The sequence below is a fragment of the Allobosea sp. TAF32 genome, assembly GCF_052113585.1.
GTDB lineage: Bacteria > Pseudomonadota > Alphaproteobacteria > Rhizobiales > Beijerinckiaceae > Allobosea.
This window is the reverse complement of the sequence record NZ_JBFRDM010000007.1, coordinates 159,538-173,708: the sequence shown is the minus strand read 5'-3', so window position 1 is coordinate 173,708 and position 14,171 is coordinate 159,538. Positions and strand designations below refer to the sequence as shown.

Below are 14,171 nucleotides of genomic sequence, written 5' to 3'. Positions count from 1 at the left end.
CCGCTGGGAACAAAAGGGGTTTGTTCATGCTCGCGCTGTTGATCTGCCCCGAATCTTTTTTTTAGGCGCTGTGGACACAACCCGTTGTTTTCGTTGCGAAAATCGCAACGATTCCCGGCTCGTAAATCCTTTATCCATCAAGTATTTGATTTGTAACGGCTTTTCATGAGCGGCAATGAGTCGTCGTTGACCGGTGTTCCGCTTTGTTTCTCCCGGCCAAGTCAAGAGATGCGGCGATCGACGATCCAGCTCTCCACGAGCTGGCGCGGACCCGACATATAAAGCGGCACGCATAGCCCTGGCGCTTCGTCGACTGAGACGAAAAGCTCTTGATGCGGTTTCGACAAAACGTGTGCTGGCACCAGCGTGATATGCGCCAGGTGGGCGCCGGCGGGGAGCCCGTTCACTGAATTCCCTGCGATCTGATAATCGCCGTCTATGAAGGGCTGGTCAGGCAAGCCGATAGCGGCCGCCGAGTCGGTGCTCGTCGTCATGGTTGACCTCTAATGGTGATAAACGCACCATTAGTGATATTTCTATGTTCGGTTTGATGTCAACCGCATTCGGTGATAATTTCACCATATGAAGCCAGTTCAATGTCGTATGGCGCGAGCCGCCCTATCTTGGAGCACCACCGATTTGGCCAAAATGGCCGATGTCGGCTCCAACACGGTCAACCGTTTTGAGGCCGGGCAAGACGCTCGGCTTAGCAGCATCGATAAAATGCGGATCGCCTTGGAAAATGCGGGCGTCATTTTCGTCGCTGAGAATGGCGAGGGCCCGGGCGTGCGTCTACGCAAGGCGCGGCCGGTATCATCTGAGGCCGAGCAGGTCGCTAGTGCCGATGACGCGCGTTCTCAAGCCGCTGACGCCGCCGATGCGATGATGAGCGATATGGGTGGCAGCGCCGGCGAGAAAGCCGATCGTCGAGGCACGCTGACCGATGAACCCGCAATGGTGGCAAAGGCCAAGGGCCGCAAGAAGAGCTGACCGATCATCCAGTGCGACAATCTGTCCAGGAATTGGGAACCGAACCACGTGCGTAGCGGGGCGTGTTGGCCGATGCGTTGGCCGATTTGTTGCTAAACGGGAATCAAACTCCCTAATGCGTCAACAACTTAGCTCGAAAACGCATCTCCGCCCCTGGCACCATTCGTTTTTCCAAAAGGTTTGAAAGACTGTTTTTGGGCGGCGCCAGCTTGCGGCAAGCAGTCGCTGCCCGGCCACGCGCGAGAGCCTTGGGATTCTCAGAACAGGAAGTGCCAGGCGCCGTAGCCGATCAGTCCGATCCAGGTGGTCATCGTCAGCGCGATGGCAGCCAGATAGAGCGAACCAATCAGACGATCCATGTCGACCTCGCCAGCTTGAGAACGACCGACCGCCACGCCGAACAATCAAACCAAAGATCTGGCGCGGCATCAGACTGGTCGGGCTTTGACGCTACCTAGCGTGCGAGAACGACATCTTCCTCCTTCAATCGGATGATTGCGTCAGAACGCCGCGCCCCGGCCGGCCGGCGCTGCAAGACTTCGATGTGTTGGAGAGGGAGCGATGCCGCCTCCCAACGGCGCGCTCCCTCTCCGCAGGCGCCGGCGCCGGACTCGCCTGCGAGGGCCATGTCTGGCTGGCCCATTCCGAAGACGAGTGGCTATGCTCTTAAATGGGAGGAACCCGCCCGGCGGTTACGGCCGGATTAAATCGGCGTCAGGCGCCAAAGCTAATGCGCTACCACCATCGGCACGACGACGGCAGCAAAGATGACGGCGACAATGGCCGTTCTCATCCAAACAGCGAGGAAACGACTGTTGAACAGCACCTGGGCCTCCCTGCATTTCTCGTTCGTCGACCGAAGACGAACACAGGCGGGACGCCGCGGCAATCGACCATTCGATGTCGAATCGCGACCCCGATCGCGTTGGGAAGGCCCGCCCCGAAACGCTGCGGGCATCGCCAGCGGACGGGGCCGCGAGGCGTCGCAGGCAGCCTCAGCCCAGGCGCCGGTCGCGCATATCCTCGATGCGCTCGACGATGCCGCGATGCTCCGCTAGCAGTTCCTGGAGCGGACCGATGGGCCTGAAGGCCGCCAGATCCTGCTGCTCCTCGCCTTGCGCACACCATGCCGCGATGGCGGCATCGGCAGCGGCCAAGGCCTCTTCCGTGAGGTTGAGGTCAGACGCTATCCCGGTCTCTTCCCCCAGGCGAATGGCGATCTGCCGGCGAAGCCGCTGCTCGCAGGCGATGACCGCGTCGAGCTCGTCGGTATAGGCCATGATATCGCCGTTCAGTGCACAGTCGCGAGATCGTCCTCGTCGGGGTCGATCAGCTTCGCCAGGCCGAGTTGCTCGACGCCGTCGGTGAATTCCGCGAAGGCCTCGGCGTCCGTCGCGAAGCTGTCCTGCCAGACCGTCGAGCCGCCCTCCTCGTCGATGAGCTCGAGCGTCCAGCCCTCTGTCCCGTCGACCCGGTAGATCTCGACCTGGACGGTGACGCCGTCTTCGGTGAAGCGCTGTGACAATGGCGAGCGGATGATGTCGGGAAAATCGGTCATTCCACAGCCTAGCAGGTCCCAGTCCGGCTTGCAGCATGCGATCAGGCAGCGGTCGCAACCCGCCTATTCCCGCCGCGCCGAGTTCTGGTCGCAAAAAGGCCGACCGGATCTCGTGCCGGTGGCCGCGAGAAACATCGCCGCATCATCCGCCGCCGCGGTTCTCACGCCCGGAGCGAGGCCGTCCGGACGGGCCAGCGCCTCAATTCTCGCGATCAGGCTGGGGCGGAGCCTCTTCAGCCTCCTCGATCGGTTCGCCGGGAATCACATAGCTTCCCTTCAGCCAGCGGCCGAGGTCGATATCGGCGCAGCGCGCCGAGCAAAACGGTTTGAAGCGCGCCACCGCGGGCTTGCCGCAGATCGAGCAGGGCTTCGCAGCCGGCGCCGGCTTGTCGGTTTCAGTCATATTTGAGCGTGATGCCTCCATCCACGGCCAGTTCGACCCCGGTGCCATAGATCGCCATGCGTCCTATCGGATGCAACGGCGGCGATCCACCCGTCTGTGATGGCACCGGCCGGCCCCACTTTTCAGTCGAAAGCAGCGCACTCATCGTGCCGGGACCCGACGTCGTGTGCGGGCAACCCCCTCAGGCGGCGTTCATCCAGCCGAAGCGGATCGGGAAGCCTTCTCCGCCCAGCAGATTGACTGTCTCATAGAGCGGAAGGCCGACGACGCCGGTATAGGAGCCCACCAGCTTGATGACGAAGGAGCCGGCTATGCCCTGAACGGCATAGCCGCCCGCCTTGCCGCGCCATTCTCCGGAGGCGAGGTAGTGCTCGATGTCCTCAGTCGAGAGCCGCTTGAAGCGCAGCCGGGTCTCGACGATGCGGTCCCGAATCGTTCCCGAGGGTGTTACGAGTGCAACGCCCGTATAGACACGATGCGCGCGCCCGGAGAGCAGGCGCAGGCAGGCCGCCGCCTCGTCCACGATCTCGGCCTTGGGCAGGATGCGCCGGCCGACAGCGACCACCGTATCGGCCGCGACGATGTAGCAGCCCTCCAGATCCGCGCGCGCCTTCGCCCCTTCTCGCGCAGCCTCCGCCTTTTCGCGCGCCAGCCGCCGGGCGAGATCGCGCGGGCGCTCACCCTTGTGCGGCGTTTCGTCGAGATCGGCCGGCAACAGCGCATCGGGCTTCAGCCCGGCCTGCTCGAGCAATGCGAGGCGGCGCGGGGAAGCCGAGGCGAGCACCAGCATCGGGCGCCAGCCGGGATGTTTGGGGGAGGAGAAAAAACTCAAAAGACAGCCCGACACTTTTCCGTCACCGGAGACGCCCGGCGCGTGACCAGCCTTAATGTATTTCGGCGCAGCGATAAATCCGCAACCGCGGCGCGAACCGTCTGTGTCAACGGTCGTTGGAGCCCGCTGCCCCGCGCTTCCTGCATAAAGCAGGGCGGGAGAACTGGTATACTACTGGTTGCCAAGTCGAGCCAGCAACGGCAGGATCGATTCCCCTCGGCATGACGCCGCATCGTTTTGGGAGTTTGTCCATGCCGAGCACGCGCAAGTCATCGCGCTCCGCCATCGCGACGGGAGCAGATGCACAAGTGCTTGCCGCGCGCGTGCTGACCATGCAGGCCGAAGCCGGCCTCACCATCGCGATGCGGATGCCGATCCTGATGAAGGGCGCCTTCGGCGACAGCCACGGCCAGCGCGAAGCGACCAAGGCCGTGATGGAGAAGGTTTCCGCGGTGGTTGAGAGCAGCGTGGCCGCGACGCAGGCAGCCACGGCGTTCTGGTGGGGACTGGCGCTGCATCTGCCAGGCCAATTCGACTTCGCGGCAGCGGCGGTCCGCGTCGCCGACAGCACGCTGGAGCCCTTTGCGCGGCGCACCCGGGCCAACGCCGCCCGGCTCAGTGGCGGCCGGCGCTAAAAGCGCGCGCCTGGAGACCGTTTTACCGATCGGCTTGCACCGCGAACCGATCGGCGAATCCGTCTCTGGCTTACATCTCAGACTGGTTCTTGCGGAGCGTCACTGCCCACGGCGGCAGCGGGTGACGACAAGCCATGCTCGCGCTCGAGCTTGCGGTAGCGCGCCACGCTCACCGGGATGAGCGCGAGATAGGCCAGAACCACGACGGTCAGCACCTCGAAAGTGTAGGCGAAGAGCAGCCCTGCCACGATCACGACAGCGACAAAGATCGGCAGCACCTGGGTTCGCGGGATGCGCGTTCCCAGCGTCTTGCCGGCATAGCAGGGGATGCGCGAGATCGTCAGGAAGGCGATGAACAGGATGTAGATGCCGACGAAGATCGCGCCATATTCCTGCACGGGAACGCCGATGATGTGCAGATAGACCGGCAGCATGGCCGTGATCGCCCCAGCCGGCGCCGGCATGCCGACGAAGAACTCCTTCTGCCAGTCCGGCCGGTCCGGATCGTCGATCATGACGTTGAAGCGCGCGAGGCGCAGCGCCATGGCGCAGGCCAGCGTCAGCACGATGATCCAGCCGAAGGACTTGAGGTCGTGCAGGACGAAGATCCACAGCACATAGCCCGTGGCGACGCCGAAATTGACGAAATCCGAAAGCGAATCGAGCTCGGCTCCGAAGCGGGACGTGCCCTTGAGCAGGCGCGCCAGACGGCCATCAACGCCATCCAGCCCCGCAGCGATCAGAATGCAGATCGTCGCCGTTTCAAGCTTGCCCTCGACGACGAGGCGCATCGCCGTCAGGCCGAGGCAAAGAGCCAGCAGCGTAATGACATTGGGCGCCAGCAGCCGGAAGGGGATCGGCTTGAAGCGAGCGCGCTTTGATTCGGCGCGCTCGGGCTCGAAAGGAGGAAACAGGTCGCTCATGCCTGCCGAAATACGCGGTTTCTCAAATCCGCGCTAGCAGCGGAGGACGTGGCGAGGCACGTCGTCCCCACCCTACCCTCTCAGAGGTCGCGGAAGCTACGCGCGACCGGCTCGTTACCGCTCATATCGGCCAGCACGGTCTCGCCGGCGATCGCGGTCTGCCCGACGCCGACCAGCGGCACGACATGCGTCGGCAGATAGACGTCGACGCGCGAGCCGAAGCGGATGAGGCCGAAACGCTCGCCCGTCGCGAGCGTATCGCCCTGCTTGACGAAGGGAACGATGCGGCGCGCCACCAGGCCCGCGATCTGGACGACGCCGACGATGCCGGAGGCGGTCTCGATCGCCAGCGCGTTGCGCTCGTTGTCGTCGCTGGCCTTGTCGAGTTCGGCATTGAGGAAGAGGCCCGGCGTATAGGCGATCTTGGCGATGCGGCCCGGCACCGGCGTGCGGTTCACGTGGCAATCGAAGACGTTCATGAAGATCGAGATGCGCGTCATCGGCTCGGCCGGCAGCTCGAGCTCCGGCGGCGGCAGGGACTGGGCGATTTGGCTGATGCGGCCGTCGGCGGGCGAGATCACCAGCCCTTCTCGCTGCGGCGTGACGCGGACGGGATCGCGGAAGAAGTAGCAGATCCAGACCGTGATGATCGCGCCGACCCAGCCAAAGGGCGACCAGAGATTGGCGAGGATGATCGTGGCCACCAGCCCGATGGCGATGAAGACATAGCCCTCCTTGTGGATGGGCACGATCACCTTGCGGACGGAATCGACGAGAGACATGAGGCGGTATCCGTTGAACCTGTCGGCGCATCGAGCGCGCGTGAACGACGATGCCCTGGCATGCACGGCCACGGGCGTTGCGCTGATTTAGGGCCTTCTGCCCGCCAGGGAAAGCCCGGAAGCTGCGACATTGCGGCGGATTCACCGCTCAAACGTGCTGCAGGCCGGAATCCACGTCGTCCCCCCGTGCACCGGAGTGGAAACCGATGGAGAGGTATGGCGCCAGCCGCGCGACCGGAAGCAGGCCGCGCCGCGGACACCGGACCTCAGAAGCCGCAACCCCTCCCCTAGACGATCCGTGGCATCTGGACGAAGCGAACCGCCGCTCTCCAGGTCAGGAAGCCGAAGGCGAACAGCACTATTGTTTCGGCGATGGCGAAGGGAGGTTCCGACTGGGTCGGGGCCAACGCCCGCAGGGCCGGGATCTTGCCGAACATTTGCGCCACCAGCACGAAGACCAGCAAGTAGAACGACAGCATCGCTGTGATCGCATAGGTACGGCGCCAGCCTCCTTCCAGCCTCCGTCCATACAACGCGAAGGCCGCAATTGCGACCAGAGCGATATGGATCGCGCCGATGATGTGGGATGGCAGGATGCCGCTGAAGGGAAAGCCGAAGCCGGTCGCGCTGGTGGCGAAGGCGGTCGACAGGAAAACGCCTGTCCAGCCCGGCCGTGTATGTCCGTGGAGCAATCCGGCCGCGACCGGAATCCCGGCCACGATCGCGATCAGGCTGAGCCAGGTGTGAAAGCCTACGAATGTCGTCGGATCAAACATGGCAGCCGCTCCCCCAATGCCTTTGCCCTGCGGCCGGAGCATGCAGGAAACACGCCGAAGTTGCGAGCGGTTTTAAACTGGCGAGAGGCGCATGGCTGACGGCATATCCGTCATGGTCGGGCTTGTCCCCGACCATCCAGGTCCTCCTCTGGCGAGGCCAGTGTTCAAGACGTGGATGCTCGCCACAAGAGCGGGCATGACGGGGCGCCGACCGCGCCGCTATGTGGCCAGGCTCACCCTGACGCTCTCGCCTTCCGCCTCGGTGGCGCGCTGGAGCGTGGCCTTGGCCTCGTCGACCTCGCGCTGGCGGTTCCACATCGCGGCATAGACGCCGTCCGCGGCGAGCAGGTCGCGATGATGGCCGCGTTCGACGATGACGCCCTTGTCGAGCACGATGATCTCGTCGGCATTCACCACGGTCGAGAGCCGATGCGCGATGACGAGGGTCGTGCGGCCCTCGCTGACCCGGTCGAGCGCGTCCTGGATTTCCTTTTCCGTGAAGGAATCGAGCGCCGAAGTCGCCTCGTCAAGGACGAGCACCGGCGGCCCCTTCAGGATCGTCCTGGCGATGGCGACGCGCTGCTTCTCGCCGCCCGAGAGCTTGAGGCCGCGCTCGCCGACCGATGTCGCATAGCCCTCCGGCAAGAGGCGGATGAAGCGGTCGATCTGGGCGAGGCGAGCGGCCTCCTCGACCTCCTCCGCCGTCGCATCGGGGCGGCCATAGCGGATGTTGTATTCGATGGTGTCGTTGAACAGCACCGTGTCCTGCGGGACCATGCCGATGGCGGCGCGCAGGGAGACCTGCTGGATATCGGCGATAGGCTGGCCGTCGATCAGGATGCGGCCCTTCTGCGGCTCGTAGAAGCGGAAGAGCAGGCGCGAGATCGTCGACTTGCCGGCGCCCGACGGGCCAACGATCGCAACCGTTTGCCCCGGCAGGACCTTGAACGAGACGCCGCGCAGGATCGGCCGCTCCGGCACATAGGCGAAATGCACGTCCTCGAAGGCGACCTCGCCGGCAGGGACCTGCAGCGGCTTCGCGCCGGGCTTGTCCTGGATCTCGGGGTCGCGGCCGATCAGCGAGAACATCTGGGCGATGTCGAGCGTCGCCTGCTTGATCTCGCGATAGACGGTGCCCATGAAATTCAGCGGCAAATAGAGTTGGATCAGCATCGCGTTGATCAGGATGAGATCGCCGACCGTGTTGGTGCCGGCCTGAAAACCGCGCACCGCCATCACCATCGACAGCGTCAGCCCCACCGCGAAGATCGCGGCCTGGCCGAAATTGAGCCAGGCAAGCGAGGTGTAGGACTTGATCGAATTACGCTCGTAGCGCGCCATCGACTGGTCGTAGCGCGCGGTCTCGCGCGCCTCGGCGCCGAAATACTTCACCGTCTCGTAGTTGAGCAGCGAGTCGATTGCCTTGGCATTGGCGTCGGTATCCGACTCGTTCATCGCCGAGCGGATGGCGATGCGCCACTCCGTCGCCTTGATGGTGTAGGTCATGTAGGCCGTGACCATCGTCACCAGCACCACGACATAGCGCCAGTCGAACAGGTACAGCAGCACGGCGATGATCAGCACGACCTCGATGATCACCGGCACGAGTTGGTTGAGGCCGAGGCGCACCATCTCCTCGATGCCGTTGCGGCCGCGCTCCAGCACGCGGGTGAGCCCGCCCGTCTTGCGCTCCAGATGGAAGCGCAGCGAGAGATGGTGGAGATGGCCGAAGGTTTGCAATGCAAGCGTCCGCACCGCATGCATGAAGACCGGCGCGAAAATGGCGTCGCGCATCTGGACGAAGGCGGCTGCGCCGACGCGGGCCAGACCATAGAGGACCGTCAAGGCCAGCGGTGCGCCGACCAGCCAGGGAAGCCATTTCTCAAGATTGGAATAGGTGCCGGCGAGCGCGTCCGTTATCCATTTGAAGGTGAAGGGCACGCCCATCAGCACCAGCCGCCCGCACAACATCAGGGCGAAGGCCGCGACGACGCGGCTGCGCAGGTCGGCACGTTCCGCCGGCCAGAGATAGGGCCAGAGCGCGCGGAAGGTCGCGAAGAAGCCGGAGCCCGGCTGGATGGCGGCAGAACGGTGGAAGCTCGACGCCGGAGGGGGCGCTGACGGCGCGGACATTTTCAAACGATTCCAGTTGGCGCGCCCGTATAGACCCAATTGCGCGCCGATGCATGCGGGATCGCATCGCCATCCGTTGCGGTCTCGCCTGAAAGCCGCCTTGCTCTCGTCGAAAGCCCGGTGTCTGATCCTGCCAGAGCGTTCGACGCTCGGGATCGGGGACAGAAACAACCATGAGAGATCAACATCTTGTCGCCAAGGGGCTAGGCGCCGCCGCCGCGCTCATGCTCGCCATCCTGCCCGCCACCGCGCAGTCCGGCAAACCGCATGCGCAGATCACCATCAGCAACCAGCGCAGCGTTCCGCTCAACAGTTTCGAGATCGCGACGCCCGGAGACCAGCAACGCCTCGTCGCCAAGCTCGCCAAGCCGCTGGCGCCCGGCAAGAGCGTCGCACTCAAGCTCAACAAGCCGCAGGGCTGTTCCTATACGGTTCAGGCGCGGTTCGAAGACGAAGCCTCGAGCGACGCCGACATGGACCTGTGCAAGGATCGCGTCATCCGCCTGACGGAGTGAGGCTGAACCCCGTCATTCTCGGGCGGAGCGAAGCGCAGACCCGAGAAGCTCGGGACAATGGAGGTTCCAGCGCCTTCATCGGTAAGAGATGCTCGGGTCAAGCCCGAGCATGACGGCGCGAGGTTTCAAGCCGTCGCGCCGGCCTTCACCAGCTTGTAGGTGATCGAGTCGACCAGCGCCTGGAACGAGGCGTCGATGATGTTGGCGCTGACGCCGACCGTCGTCCAGCGCTCGCCGGTCTCGTCGCCCGACTCTATCAGCACGCGGGTCACAGCGTCGGTGCCGCCCTGGAAGACACGCACCTTGTAGTCGACCAGGCGCAACCCCTCGATCAGCGACTGGTAACGGCCGAGATCCTTGCGCAAGGCGATATCGAGCGCGTTGACCGGGCCGGCATCGCCCTCCGCCGCCGAGATCAGCAGGTCGTCACCGACCTTCACCTTGACGATCGCCTCGGAGAAGGTGACGAGCTCGCCCAGCGCGTTGTAGCGGCGTTCCACATTCACGGCGAAGCGCTCGACCGCGAAGTAGTCCGGCACCTCGCCGAGAATGCGCTTCACCAGCAGGAAGAAGGAGGCATCGGCGCCCTCGAAGGCGTAGCCCTGCGCTTCCTTGTCCTTGACCTCCTGCAGCACGCGGTTGAGCCGCGGATCGTCGCGGCCGAGCGTGACGCCGATGCGTTCCAGCTCAGCGACGAGGTTCGACTTGCCGCCCTGATCGGAGATCAGGACCTTGCGCATGTTGCCGGTCGCCTCCGGCGCGACATGCTCATAGGTGCGCGGATCCTTGAGCACGGCAGAAGCGTGGATGCCGGCCTTGGTCGCGAAGGCCGAGGCGCCGACGAAGGGCGCGTGGCGGTTCGGCGCGCGGTTCAGCATCTCGTCGAGCGCGCGCGAGACATGGGTGAGCTCCCCGAGCTGGTCTTCGCTGACGCCGAGTTCGAAACGGTCGCGATAGCGCTCCTTGAGCTTCAGCGCGCCGATCAGCGTGACGAGATTGGCATTGCCGCAGCGCTCGCCCAGCCCGTTCAGCGTGCCCTGGATCTGCCGGGCGCCGGCCTCGACCGCCGCGAGCGAATTGGCGACGGCGCAGCCGCAATCGTCATGGGCGTGGATGCCGAGATTGTCACCCGGGACGACCTTGGCGACCTCGCGGACGATGGCGCCGACCTCGTCGGGCAGCGTGCCGCCATTGGTGTCGCACAGCACGACCCAGCGGGCGCCGGCCTCATAGGCCGTGCGGGCACAGGCGAGCGCGTAGTCGGGATTGGCCTTGTAGCCGTCGAAGAAGTGCTCGCAATCGAGCATCACCTCGCGACCCGCGGCCTTCGCGGCCTCGACGCTCTCGCGGATGCCGGCAAGGTTTTCTTCCAGTGAAATCTCGAGCGCGACATGGACATGGTAGTCCCAGCTCTTCGCAACGAAGACGATCGCATCGGCTTTCGCCGCCAGCAGCGCGGCGATGCCGGGGTCGTTGGCAGCGGAGCGCCCTGCCCGCTTGGTCATGCCGAAGGCGGCGAACTTCGCCTGCGTGGTCGCCTTCTCCTCGAAGAAGGCGGTGTCGAGCGGATTGGCGCCAGGATAGCCGCCCTCGACATAATCGACGCCGAGCCGGTCGAGCAGCGCGGCGACGGCGCGCTTGTCGTCGAGCGAGAAATCGACTCCGGTGGTCTGCGCCCCGTCGCGCAACGTCGTGTCGAAGAGATGAACGCGGGGCGCGCTCATCGCTCCCGCCTCAGTTTGAAGCGGACAACGCGCGGCACGACCATCGCCAGCATGACCATCTTGATGGCGAAGGAGAGCGAGCCGGCGGGGCGGATTTTCGGGCTCATCGCTTCACCTCCCAGCTGGTCGTCGGCTCGCCGGTGGCGGGGTCCTTGCCGTCCTTGAGCGCGATGCCCATGGCGGTCAGCTCATCGCGGATGCGATCGGACTCGGCGAAGTTCTTCGCGCGGCGGGCGGCGAGGCGGGCGGCGATCAGCACCTCGACGTCCACTCCCGCAGCTTCTTCCTCTGCGCGCAGGGCTGCGCTGTTTCGCTCTGCCTCTTCGCGAGCGAATTTCCAGATATCGATCCCGACCAGTTCCAGCATCGCGACAAGAGTGCGCTGGCCAGTTCCATCCTTGAGCGCCCCCTCGATTGCTTTCATTGCCTCGGCAAAATTCAGATCATCCGCAAGCGCTTCGACGAATTCCGGCGGCAGAGCGACCTGATCCTCCGAAATTTCGTTGAACTCGATCTGCGCTACCCATTGGCGCAACTTACGCTCCGCCTCCTCCAGCGCCTTCACCGTCCAGTCGATCGGCTGGCGGTAATGCGTCTTCAGCATCGCGAGACGCAGCACTTCGCCCGGCCATTTGCGGCCGCCGAACGCGTCAGTCTCCAGCAGCTCATGGATCGTGACGAAGTTGCCGAGGGACTTCGACATCTTCTCGCCCTCGACCTGCAGGAAGCCGTTATGCATCCAGATATTGGCCATGAGCGGCTGCCCTTCCCCGCCGCCGAAGGCGCAGCAGGATTGGGCGATCTCGTTCTCATGGTGCGGGAAGACGAGGTCGATGCCGCCGCCATGGATGTCGAAGACGTTCTTCGCCGGATCGTCGCATGCAAGGCCGCCGCCGAAGGGCGAGAGCAGCTTCGCCATCGACATGGCCGAGCATTCGATATGCCAGCCGGGCCGGCCGGGCGTGGCGATGCCGGCCGGCGACGGCCAGCCGGGATCGATGCCGTCACGGCTCGGCTTCCACAGCACGAAATCCATGGAGTCGCGCTTGTACGGTGCGACGTCGACGCGGGCACCGGCCAGCATCTCGTCAAGCGATCGGCGGGCGAGCGTGCCGTATTTCGGCGCCTTGGCGAGATGCGACGCTGCCGGAACATGGAAAAGCACATGCTCCTCGGCGACATAGGCGACGCCACGCGCGATCAGGCGCTCGATGATCGCCTTCATCTCCTCGATATGGTCGGTGGCGCGGGGCTCCGCCGTCGGGCGCAAATTGCCGAGCGCATCCACGTCATGATGGAACTGCGCCGTCGTCGCCCGTGTGACCTGCGCGATCGCCTCGTTCAGCGGCAGGCCGGGAAAGTCGCGGGCAGCGCGGGCGTTGATCTTGTCGTCGACGTCCGTGAGGTTGCGAGCATAGGTGACACGCTCCGCCCCATAGATGTGGCGCAGCAGCCGGTAGAGCACGTCGAAGACGATGACCGGGCGGGCATTGCCGATATGGGCGTAGTCGTAGACCGTCGGGCCGCAAACATACATGCGGACATTCGACGGATCGATCGGCGCGAAGTCCTGCTTCGTCCGCGTCAGCGTGTTGTGGAGCCTCAGGGTCGGCGACATCGGGGGCAAATCCTGGAACGAACGAAACGGCGAAATACGAGAAAAGACCTGGCCGCTGGCCGGGGCGCTTTTGTCGGTTCGTTTTCAGGACGAGGACGTGAGCAGCCGGCCAGCGAAAGCTAGCGGCAAATAATGCAAGGGCTGTTGATGGCGGCTCGCGTCATGATGGAAAGTGATTGCCTGTCCACAGGCCTTGCGTCAAGAGGGCGCCCTATTTGTTGCGGCGCAACATTTCGGCCGCAATTCACGCAAATTTAACCGCCCGGAACCATCCTCCCGATTCACGGGTTCTCCGCCCGTCTTCATCAGGAACCAGATTTCATGCGCCGCGCCGTGGCTTTCGTCGGACTGCTCGGGATCGTCGCCGCCGGCATCTCGCTCTCGATCATGCCGTCCAGCCGTTCGGTCGCCGCCGCAAACGAGCCGCGAACCTTCCTGATCCCCGCCAGCGACGGCTATGGCGTCGCCGACTGCATCTCGACGAAGGCCGAATGCGGCAAGATCGTCGCCAATGCGTGGTGCGAGTCTCAGGGCTTCGGCAAGGCGGTCGCCTTCGGCGTGGCCGATCGCGAGGATTTCACCGGCACGGTCGCCCGCCCAAGCCCGGCCCAGGTGGCAGAGCAGCCGCTCAGCATCACCTGCAGCAACTGACCCGCAGGCCGATCAGCGAATCCACTCCGAGCATTTCGGCGGCTCGCCGGACGTCCCCCAGGGCATGATCGGCACGGTCGAGGTCGAGTTCTGCGGCGAGCCGTCGATCAGCTTGTCGGTGTAGACCAGATAGACCAGCACGTTGCGCTTGGTGTCGCAGCCGCGCACGATCTGCATCTTCTTCCAGACCAGCGAGCGGCGCTCACGGAAGACGACATCGCCCTGCTCCGCCTTTTCCTTGAACTTGATCGGCCCGATCTGGCGGCAGGCCAGCGAGACCTCCGAGACCTCCTCGGCCACGCCGAACATGCCGGAAACGCCACCCTTCTCGGGCACCGTATAGTGGCAGGCCACACCCTCGACGATGGGATCGTCGACGCCGTAGACGGCGAGCTTGTCGTTCGGGGTCAGCATCTTCCAGACGGTCGACTTGCGGAAGATCAGGTCCTCCTGAGCCGTCGCGGGCGACAACAAACCTCCTGACAGGGTGACGGCCAGCGCGGCCAAGACCCAACGGCGAAGCAGCATTCTCATTCTCCCGGCGCGTTCCAGATCGGCGCCCGGCACGATATGGGAAGCCCTGCACCGCTGCACCAGAGTATTGCGCTGCAACCGCCGGGAAGAGGATCGC

The 14,171-nt window shown here is 64.4% G+C and carries 16 protein-coding genes; 4 read left to right on the top strand and 12 right to left on the bottom strand.

The genetic code is table 11. From position 1 onward, the window contains the following. Window positions 1–221: 221 nt before the first annotated feature. Window positions 222–494 carry a hypothetical protein gene (locus AB4Z16_RS16195; RefSeq protein ID WP_441512383.1) on the bottom strand — a complete coding sequence of 91 codons (273 nt, stop codon included), beginning with the start codon at window positions 492–494 and terminating at the stop codon, window positions 222–224. A 154-nt stretch (window positions 495–648) separates the two neighbouring features. Between AB4Z16_RS16195 and AB4Z16_RS16190 the strand changes: the two genes are divergently transcribed. After that, window positions 649–990 carry a hypothetical protein gene (locus tag AB4Z16_RS16190; protein ID WP_441512382.1) on the top strand — a complete coding sequence of 114 codons (342 nt, stop codon included), beginning with the start codon at window positions 649–651 and terminating at the stop codon, window positions 988–990. A 995-nt stretch (window positions 991–1,985) separates the two neighbouring features. Here AB4Z16_RS16190 and AB4Z16_RS16185 read toward each other — a convergent pair. The 4 genes from AB4Z16_RS16185 to AB4Z16_RS16170 form a co-directional block, all read right to left on the bottom strand. Next, window positions 1,986–2,270: a hypothetical protein gene (locus AB4Z16_RS16185; protein ID WP_441512381.1), complete on the bottom strand. Its 285-nt coding sequence runs from the start codon at window positions 2,268–2,270 to the stop codon at window positions 1,986–1,988. Between the two features lie 11 nt (window positions 2,271–2,281). Further along, window positions 2,282–2,548, bottom strand: a complete 267-nt coding sequence (locus AB4Z16_RS16180) for a hypothetical protein (RefSeq protein WP_441512380.1) — start codon at window positions 2,546–2,548, stop codon at window positions 2,282–2,284. Window positions 2,549–2,747: 199 nt separating this feature from the next. Then, on the bottom strand, window positions 2,748–2,951 hold the full coding sequence (yacG, locus tag AB4Z16_RS16175; RefSeq protein ID WP_441512379.1) for a DNA gyrase inhibitor YacG: 204 nt from the start codon (window positions 2,949–2,951) through the stop codon (window positions 2,748–2,750). A gap of 181 nt (window positions 2,952–3,132) precedes the next feature. Then, window positions 3,133–3,741, bottom strand: a complete 609-nt coding sequence (locus AB4Z16_RS16170; protein WP_441512378.1) for a Maf-like protein — start codon at window positions 3,739–3,741, stop codon at window positions 3,133–3,135. A gap of 293 nt (window positions 3,742–4,034) precedes the next feature. Between AB4Z16_RS16170 and AB4Z16_RS16165 the strand changes: the two genes are divergently transcribed. Continuing rightward, complete coding sequence (locus AB4Z16_RS16165) at window positions 4,035–4,418, top strand: hypothetical protein (protein WP_441512377.1); 384 nt, start codon at window positions 4,035–4,037, stop codon at window positions 4,416–4,418. A 77-nt stretch (window positions 4,419–4,495) separates the two neighbouring features. Here the strand turns inward: AB4Z16_RS16165 and AB4Z16_RS16160 are convergent, their stop codons facing one another. The 4 genes from AB4Z16_RS16160 to AB4Z16_RS16145 form a co-directional block, all read right to left on the bottom strand. Continuing rightward, entirely contained in the window at window positions 4,496–5,341 is an 846-nt protein-coding gene (locus AB4Z16_RS16160) for a CDP-alcohol phosphatidyltransferase family protein (RefSeq protein ID WP_441512376.1), read from the bottom strand. 80 nt (window positions 5,342–5,421) lie between these two features. Then, a complete protein-coding gene (locus tag AB4Z16_RS16155) occupies window positions 5,422–6,123 on the bottom strand; it encodes a phosphatidylserine decarboxylase (protein ID WP_441512375.1) in 702 nt (233 codons plus the stop codon). Between the two features lie 287 nt (window positions 6,124–6,410). Continuing rightward, the gene (locus tag AB4Z16_RS16150) at window positions 6,411–6,899 is read right to left on the bottom strand and encodes a hypothetical protein (RefSeq protein ID WP_441512374.1); all 489 of its coding nucleotides are present in this window, start codon (window positions 6,897–6,899) and stop codon (window positions 6,411–6,413) included. 219 nt (window positions 6,900–7,118) lie between these two features. Continuing rightward, entirely contained in the window at window positions 7,119–9,032 is a 1,914-nt protein-coding gene (locus tag AB4Z16_RS16145) for an ABCB family ABC transporter ATP-binding protein/permease (protein WP_441512373.1), read from the bottom strand. A 173-nt stretch (window positions 9,033–9,205) separates the two neighbouring features. Between AB4Z16_RS16145 and AB4Z16_RS16140 the strand changes: the two genes are divergently transcribed. Beyond that, window positions 9,206–9,547 (top strand): hypothetical protein, encoded by a 342-nt coding sequence (locus tag AB4Z16_RS16140; RefSeq protein ID WP_441512372.1) that lies wholly within the window; start codon window positions 9,206–9,208, stop codon window positions 9,545–9,547. A gap of 125 nt (window positions 9,548–9,672) precedes the next feature. On the opposite strand, the gene cimA is transcribed toward AB4Z16_RS16140, so the two are convergent. After that, the gene (gene cimA, locus AB4Z16_RS16135; protein ID WP_441512371.1) at window positions 9,673–11,271 is read right to left on the bottom strand and encodes a citramalate synthase; all 1,599 of its coding nucleotides are present in this window, start codon (window positions 11,269–11,271) and stop codon (window positions 9,673–9,675) included. A 103-nt stretch (window positions 11,272–11,374) separates the two neighbouring features. Then, complete coding sequence (gene cysS, locus AB4Z16_RS16130) at window positions 11,375–12,898, bottom strand: cysteine--tRNA ligase (protein WP_441512370.1); 1,524 nt, start codon at window positions 12,896–12,898, stop codon at window positions 11,375–11,377. Window positions 12,899–13,210: 312 nt separating this feature from the next. Here cysS and AB4Z16_RS16125 point away from each other — a divergent pair, with 312 nt between their 5' ends. Continuing rightward, complete coding sequence (locus tag AB4Z16_RS16125) at window positions 13,211–13,540, top strand: hypothetical protein (RefSeq protein ID WP_441512369.1); 330 nt, start codon at window positions 13,211–13,213, stop codon at window positions 13,538–13,540. 12 nt (window positions 13,541–13,552) lie between these two features. On the opposite strand, the gene AB4Z16_RS16120 is transcribed toward AB4Z16_RS16125, so the two are convergent. Then, complete coding sequence (locus tag AB4Z16_RS16120; protein ID WP_441512368.1) at window positions 13,553–14,074, bottom strand: CreA family protein; 522 nt, start codon at window positions 14,072–14,074, stop codon at window positions 13,553–13,555. Between the last annotated feature and the right edge of the window lie 97 nt (window positions 14,075–14,171).

What these genes read in the sequence shown, in the direction of transcription:
- AB4Z16_RS16195 (WP_441512383.1), bottom strand. Translation starts at nt 494, where the DNA reads ATGACGACGAGCACCGACTCGGCGGCCGCTATCGGCTTGCCTGACCAG.
- AB4Z16_RS16190 (WP_441512382.1), top strand. Translation starts at nt 649, where the DNA reads ATGGCCGATGTCGGCTCCAACACGGTCAACCGTTTTGAGGCCGGGCAA.
- AB4Z16_RS16185 (WP_441512381.1), bottom strand. Translation starts at nt 2,270, where the DNA reads ATGGCCTATACCGACGAGCTCGACGCGGTCATCGCCTGCGAGCAGCGG.
- AB4Z16_RS16180 (WP_441512380.1), bottom strand. Translation starts at nt 2,548, where the DNA reads ATGACCGATTTTCCCGACATCATCCGCTCGCCATTGTCACAGCGCTTC.
- yacG (WP_441512379.1), bottom strand. Translation starts at nt 2,951, where the DNA reads ATGACTGAAACCGACAAGCCGGCGCCGGCTGCGAAGCCCTGCTCGATC.
- AB4Z16_RS16170 (WP_441512378.1), bottom strand. Translation starts at nt 3,741, where the DNA reads ATGCTGGTGCTCGCCTCGGCTTCCCCGCGCCGCCTCGCATTGCTCGAG.
- AB4Z16_RS16165 (WP_441512377.1), top strand. Translation starts at nt 4,035, where the DNA reads ATGCCGAGCACGCGCAAGTCATCGCGCTCCGCCATCGCGACGGGAGCA.
- AB4Z16_RS16160 (WP_441512376.1), bottom strand. Translation starts at nt 5,341, where the DNA reads ATGAGCGACCTGTTTCCTCCTTTCGAGCCCGAGCGCGCCGAATCAAAG.
- AB4Z16_RS16155 (WP_441512375.1), bottom strand. Translation starts at nt 6,123, where the DNA reads ATGTCTCTCGTCGATTCCGTCCGCAAGGTGATCGTGCCCATCCACAAG.
- AB4Z16_RS16150 (WP_441512374.1), bottom strand. Translation starts at nt 6,899, where the DNA reads ATGTTTGATCCGACGACATTCGTAGGCTTTCACACCTGGCTCAGCCTG.
- AB4Z16_RS16145 (WP_441512373.1), bottom strand. Translation starts at nt 9,032, where the DNA reads ATGTCCGCGCCGTCAGCGCCCCCTCCGGCGTCGAGCTTCCACCGTTCT.
- AB4Z16_RS16140 (WP_441512372.1), top strand. Translation starts at nt 9,206, where the DNA reads ATGAGAGATCAACATCTTGTCGCCAAGGGGCTAGGCGCCGCCGCCGCG.
- cimA (WP_441512371.1), bottom strand. Translation starts at nt 11,271, where the DNA reads ATGAGCGCGCCCCGCGTTCATCTCTTCGACACGACGTTGCGCGACGGG.
- AB4Z16_RS16125 (WP_441512369.1), top strand. Translation starts at nt 13,211, where the DNA reads ATGCGCCGCGCCGTGGCTTTCGTCGGACTGCTCGGGATCGTCGCCGCC.
- AB4Z16_RS16120 (WP_441512368.1), bottom strand. Translation starts at nt 14,074, where the DNA reads ATGAGAATGCTGCTTCGCCGTTGGGTCTTGGCCGCGCTGGCCGTCACC.